1 protein-coding gene, 2 tRNA genes and 3 rRNA genes are annotated in these 6,389 nt (G+C 52.9%); all 6 read left to right on the top strand.

What is annotated here, in order from left to right:
• On the top strand, window positions 1-213 hold a 213-nt coding region (locus N645_RS18430), incomplete at its 5' end, for a hypothetical protein (RefSeq protein ID WP_238559298.1).
• 310 nt (window positions 214-523) lie between these two features.
• Window positions 524-2,057, top strand: a 16S ribosomal RNA gene (locus tag N645_RS0116360).
• A 152-nt stretch (window positions 2,058-2,209) separates the two neighbouring features.
• A tRNA-Ile gene (locus N645_RS0116355) sits at window positions 2,210-2,286 on the top strand.
• A 227-nt stretch (window positions 2,287-2,513) separates the two neighbouring features.
• Window positions 2,514-2,589, top strand: a tRNA-Ala gene (locus tag N645_RS0116350).
• A gap of 268 nt (window positions 2,590-2,857) precedes the next feature.
• Window positions 2,858-5,746: ribosomal RNA gene (locus tag N645_RS0116345) — 23S ribosomal RNA — on the top strand.
• A gap of 200 nt (window positions 5,747-5,946) precedes the next feature.
• Window positions 5,947-6,062: ribosomal RNA gene (gene rrf / locus N645_RS0116340) — 5S ribosomal RNA — on the top strand.
• The 16S, 23S and 5S rRNA genes sit together here with 2 tRNA genes alongside, the layout of an rRNA operon.
• Window positions 6,063-6,389 lie beyond the last annotated feature (327 nt).

Genomic DNA, 6,389 nt, shown 5'->3' with positions numbered 1-6,389 from the left:
TTTCAAAAAGTACTTGCGCGCCCCGGATCATATCCGTATAGTTCGCGCCTCTTCCGGAGTGAAGGGCAAGCCAAAAGGACGAGGCGCTGCTTGAAAAACTTTTTGAAAATTAAGGGTTTACAAGCAAAAGTTAAAGTGTATAATGCGCAGCTCCTGACGGATGAGGAGCGAATCACGAAGGCCGCGAAGCGGTGTTTGGGTTCGGCGTTTTGAGAAGGTTTTTGACGCTCTTCGGAGTCGACAAAAAAGTTTCAAAAAACGCTTGCTAAAACGGATTTGATGCGTATAATTCGCATCCCACGGTTGAGGCGCTGCCCTCGCCGAGAGTTCTTTAAAAGTGAGATCAAGCAATGCGTGTGGGCGCTTGCGAGGCAATCGGCGACACAAGATTGTCAGACGCAAGTGACTCATCAATTCATCAGTAATGATGTTTTAAGGTTAACGAGCGTCTGAGCACGATTTAAGATTCTTGAGGTATTCAGGTAGTTGTTTGCAGTTGCCTGAAATAAGAATCGCACTCTTTAAACTGAAGAGTTTGATCATGGCTCAGATTGAACGCTGGCGGCAGGCCTAACACATGCAAGTCGAGCGAGAAAGCCCTTCGGGGTGAGTACAGCGGCGGACGGGTGAGTAACGCGTGGGAATCTACCCAGTAGTGGGGGACAACAGCCGGAAACGGCTGCTAATACCGCATACGCCCTACGGGGGAAAGCAGGGGATCTTCGGACCTTGTGCTATTGGATGAGCCCGCGTCAGATTAGCTTGTTGGTGGGGTAATGGCCCACCAAGGCGACGATCTGTAGCTGGTCTGAGAGGATGATCAGCCACATCGGGACTGAGACACGGCCCGAACTCCTACGGGAGGCAGCAGTGGGGAATATTGGACAATGGGGGCAACCCTGATCCAGCCATGCCGCGTGTGTGAAGAAGGCCTTCGGGTTGTAAAGCACTTTCAGCGAGGAGGAAAGCCTGATGGCTAATACCCATTGGGGGTGACGTTACTCGCAGAAGAAGCACCGGCTAACTCCGTGCCAGCAGCCGCGGTAATACGGAGGGTGCAAGCGTTAATCGGAATTACTGGGCGTAAAGCGCACGTAGGCGGCGAGTTAAGCTAGCTGTGAAAGCCCCGGGCTCAACCTGGGAACTGCAGTTAGAACTGGCTGGCTAGAGTACGGTAGAGGAGTGTGGAATTTCCTGTGTAGCGGTGAAATGCGTAGATATAGGAAGGAACATCAGTGGCGAAGGCGACACTCTGGACTGATACTGACGCTGAGGTGCGAAAGCGTGGGGAGCAAACAGGATTAGATACCCTGGTAGTCCACGCCGTAAACGATGTCTACTAGCCGTTGGGAGCCTTGAGCTCTTAGTGGCGCAGCTAACGCACTAAGTAGACCGCCTGGGGAGTACGGCCGCAAGGTTAAAACTCAAATGAATTGACGGGGGCCCGCACAAGCGGTGGAGCATGTGGTTTAATTCGACGCAACGCGAAGAACCTTACCAGGCCTTGACATCCTTGGAACTTAGCAGAGATGCTTTGGTGCCTTCGGGAGCCAAGTGACAGGTGCTGCATGGCTGTCGTCAGCTCGTGTCGTGAGATGTTGGGTTAAGTCCCGTAACGAGCGCAACCCTTGTCCTTAGTTGCCAGCACGTAATGGTGGGAACTCTAAGGAGACTGCCGGTGACAAACCGGAGGAAGGTGGGGACGACGTCAAGTCATCATGGCCCTTACGGCCTGGGCTACACACGTGCTACAATGGGCGGTACAAAGGGTTGCCAATCCGCGAGGTGGAGCTAATCCCGAAAAACCGTTCGTAGTCCGGATTGGAGTCTGCAACTCGACTCCATGAAGTCGGAATCGCTAGTAATCGTGAATCAGAATGTCACGGTGAATACGTTCCCGGGCCTTGTACACACCGCCCGTCACACCATGGGAGTGGGTTGCACCAGAAGTGGCTAGTCTAACTTTCGAGAGGACGGTCACCACGGTGTGATTCATGACTGGGGTGAAGTCGTAACAAGGTAGCCCTAGGGGAACCTGGGGCTGGATCACCTCCTTAAACGATACGCCGTTTCGCTTCGTAAGCGTCCACACGCATTGCTTGATCGACTGGATTAGCAGTAATAACTCTGCAAGCTACAAGCCATAAGCTGCAGGCTGGGGCTCAACTTAGTTGAGGCTTTCGCTTGAGCTTGAAGACGAAAGTTTTATAGGCCTGTAGCTCAGCTGGTTAGAGCGCACCCCTGATAAGGGTGAGGTCGGCAGTTCAAGTCTGCCCAGGCCTACCAAATTTCCGCGACTCGGCGCTTTTAAATCCCTTGCATAGCAGGCTATGCGGCGGGCTTTAAAAACACCAATTCGCGAAAATTACCCTGACTCAGAAAAGGGTTTTAACGCCGAGATTTTTTCGGCTGGCAAGGCGCACGCCGGAGCGAGCGAAGGAGCTTACATCAGGTAAGTGACTGAGCGAGCGACAAGTGCAACGCCGCCAGACGGAAAAAGATCAAGTTAAAATGGGGCTATAGCTCAGCTGGGAGAGCGCCTGCCTTGCACGCAGGAGGTCAGCGGTTCGATCCCGCTTAGCTCCACCACTTTCAACGTTTACTGCTAATTGTTAGAAGTCAGTCAATTGACTTTTTAATCGACGAATCGATTAGAGAAGTTAACTGACTGGTTTTTACGCCAGATGCTCTTTAACAAGGTGATACAGTAAGTTGTACATTGCTGATTAATTTGACGATTGTGTATCTCTACACAAAAGTCCGGCGATTGCAACGACTTACATTGAAACGTGACAGTTTACTGTGACGGTTTAATGAAGCGTTGTGATTAATCGTAAAGCAGTCGTTTGTGTTATATGGTCAAGCGACTAAGCGCACACGGTGGATGCCTAGGCAGTTGGAGGCGATGAAGGACGTAGGAGCCTGCGATAAGCGCGGGGGAGCTGGCAAACACGCTATGATCCCGCGATTTCCGAATGGGGAAACCCACCCGTCGTAAGTCGGGTATCCCATACTGAATACATAGGTATGGGAGGCGAACCCGGGGAACTGAAACATCTAAGTACCCGGAGGAAAAGAAATCAACCGAGATTCCCCTAGTAGCGGCGAGCGAACGGGGACCAGCCCTTAAGCAACTTATGTCTTAGTGGAACCTTCTGGAAAGTTGGGCGATACAGGGTGATAGCCCCGTACACGAAAAGGCATTTGTTGTGAAATCGAGTAGGTCGGGACACGTGTTATCCTGACTGAATATGGGGGGACCATCCTCCAAGGCTAAATACTCCCAACTGACCGATAGTGAACCAGTACCGTGAGGGAAAGGCGAAAAGAACCCCTGTGAGGGGAGTGAAATAGATCCTGAAACCGTGTGCGTACAAGCAGTCGGAGCGGACTTGTTCCGTGACGGCGTACCTTTTGTATAATGGGTCAGCGACTTATTGTCTGTGGCAAGGTTAACCGTATAGGGGAGCCGTAGGGAAACCGAGTCTTAATAGGGCGTCCAGTCGCAGGCAATAGACCCGAAACCCGGCGATCTATCCATGGGCAGGTTGAAGGTGCCGTAACAGGCACTGGAGGACCGAACTCACGTATGTTGAAAAATGCGGAGATGACCTGTGGATCGGAGTGAAAGGCTAATCAAGCCGGGAGATAGCTGGTTCTCCCCGAAAGCTATTTAGGTAGCGCGTCATATCTCACCCACGGGGGTAGAGCACTGTTTGGGCTAGGGGGTCATCCCGACTTACCAACCCCATGCAAACTCCGAATACCGTGGAGTGCAATTATGGCAGACAGACGGCGGGTGCTAACGTTCGTCGTCAAGAGGGCAACAACCCAGACCGCCAGCTAAGGTCCCAAATACCAGTTAAGTGGGAAACGATGTGGGAAGGCACAGACAGCTAGGAGGTTGGCTTAGAAGCAGCCATCCTTTAAAGAAAGCGTAATAGCTCACTAGTCGAGTCGGCCTGCGCGGAAGATGTAACGGGGCTCAAACTGGTAACCGAAGCTGCGGATGCAACTTGTTGCATGGTAGGGGAGCGTTCTGTACGCCTGCGAAGGTGAGTCGAGAGGCTTGCTGGAGGTATCAGAAGTGCGAATGCTGACATGAGTAACGATAATGGGAGTGAAAAACTCCCACGCCGGAAGACCAAGGGTTCCTGTCCAACGCTAATCGGGACAGGGTTAGTCGGCCCCTAAGGTGAGGCCGAAAGGCGTAATCGATGGGAAACAGGTTAACATTCCTGTACTTCTCTTTACTGCGATGGAGGGACGGAGAAGGCTAGGCCAGCACGGCGTTGGTTGTCCGTGTTTAAGGTTGTAGGCTGAGAGCTTAGGTAAATCCGGGCTCTTAAGGCCGAGAACTGATGACGAGTGCTCTTTTTAGAGCGCGAAGTGGTTGATGCCATGCTTCCAAGAAAAGCTTCTAAGCTTCAGGTAAAGAGGAACCGTACTCGAAACCGACACAGGTGGTCAGGTAGAGAATACCAAGGCGCTTGAGAGAACTCGGGTGAAGGAACTAGGCAAAATGGTACCGTAACTTCGGGAGAAGGTACGCTGCTGACGGTGATGGGACTTGCTCCCTAAGCTGTTGGCAGCCGAAGTGACCAGGTGGCTGCGACTGTTTATTAAAAACATAGTACTCTGCAAACTCGTAAGAGGAAGTATAGGGTATGACGCCTGCCCGGTGCCGGAAGGTTAAATGATGGGGTTAGCTTCGGCGAAGCTCTTGATTGAAGCCCCGGTAAACGGCGGCCGTAACTATAACGGTCCTAAGGTAGCGAAATTCCTTGTCGGGTAAGTTCCGACCTGCACGAATGGCGTAACGATGGCCACGCTGTCTCCACCCGAGACTCAGTGAAATTGAAATCGCTGTTAAGATGCAGTGTACCCGCGGCTAGACGGAAAGACCCCGTGAACCTTTACTATAGCTTTACACTGAACTCTGAGCCTATTTGTGTAGGATAGGTGGGAGGCTTTGAAGCGCTAACGCCAGTTAGCGTGGAGCCAACCTTGAAATACCACCCTGGTATGTTTGGGGTTCTAACGCAGGTCCCTTATCGGGATCGCGGACAGTGTATGGTGGGTAGTTTGACTGGGGCGGTCTCCTCCCAAAGAGTAACGGAGGAGCACGAAGGTTGGCTAATCCTGGTCGGAAATCAGGAGGTTAGTGTAATGGCACAAGCCAGCTTAACTGCGAGACTGACACGTCGAGCAGGTACGAAAGTAGGTCATAGTGATCCGGTGGTTCTGTATGGAAGGGCCATCGCTCAACGGATAAAAGGTACTCCGGGGATAACAGGCTGATACCGCCCAAGAGTTCACATCGACGGCGGTGTTTGGCACCTCGATGTCGGCTCATCACATCCTGGGGCTGAAGCCGGTCCCAAGGGTATGGCTGTTCGCCATTTAAAGTGGTACGCGAGCTGGGTTTAGAACGTCGTGAGACAGTTCGGTCCCTATCTGCCGTGGGCGTTGGAGAATTGAGAAGAGCTGCTCCTAGTACGAGAGGACCGGAGTGGACGAACCTCTGGTGTTCGGGTTGTGATGCCAATCGCATTGCCCGGTAGCTACGTTCGGACGGGATAACCGCTGAAAGCATCTAAGCGGGAAGCCTCCTTCAAGATAAGTTCTCCCTGGAGCTTCGAGCTCCCTAAAGGGCCGTGGAAGACTACCACGTTGATAGGCTGGGTGTGGAAGCGCTGCGAGGCGTTGAGCTAACCAGTACTAATTGCCCGTGAGGCTTGACCATATAACAGAGACGACTGAATACGACAGCCGGACTTCTGTGCAGAGACGCAATCGACAAAGCACTGTACAACTTACTGTATCACCACCCTATTTGAGAATGGCGGCACTCCACCCGCGAGTTAATACTGGCATCGTTCCAGACGATGCTCAGCATACACTCCATCCCTGGAGATAAGACCAACCCGGACTCAAACCAGTTTGCTTGACGATCATAGCGAGTTGGAACCACCTGATCCCATTCCGAACTCAGAAGTGAAACGACTTAGCGCCGATGGTAGTGTGGGGTTTCCCCATGTGAGAGTAGGTCATCGTCAAGCTCTTAAATTAAAACGCCCTGTCGGTAACCCGGCAGGGCGTTTTTCTTGTGTGCCAGAAAATCTCCCGGTGGGGCTTGCCGATGACCTAACGGTCATGGTGACGGCGGGCGTCCTGCCCGCCGCCCTTCGGGCGCCCGTTCGGGCGTCGTCTTCGGCATCCTGCCTCCGACTCAAGCTCCCCTCCAGCGGGTGGGGCTGTGCCTCGGCTCGTCCTACGGACCTCGCCGATTCGCTCGGCCTGCGGCCATTGCGGGTGCGCCTTGTTCTGACTCATCGTCTTTGCCTTCCCGTAGGTCGGTTTAGGCCAGCGGCCGTAAACCGACAAAC

It is taken from the genome of Marinimicrobium sp. LS-A18 (assembly GCF_000463525.1).
Taxonomy (GTDB): Bacteria; Pseudomonadota; Gammaproteobacteria; order Pseudomonadales; family Cellvibrionaceae; genus Marinimicrobium; species Marinimicrobium koreense.
The sequence above is the reverse complement of the archived record's forward strand: the minus strand, read 5'-3'. Positions and strand labels throughout refer to the sequence as shown.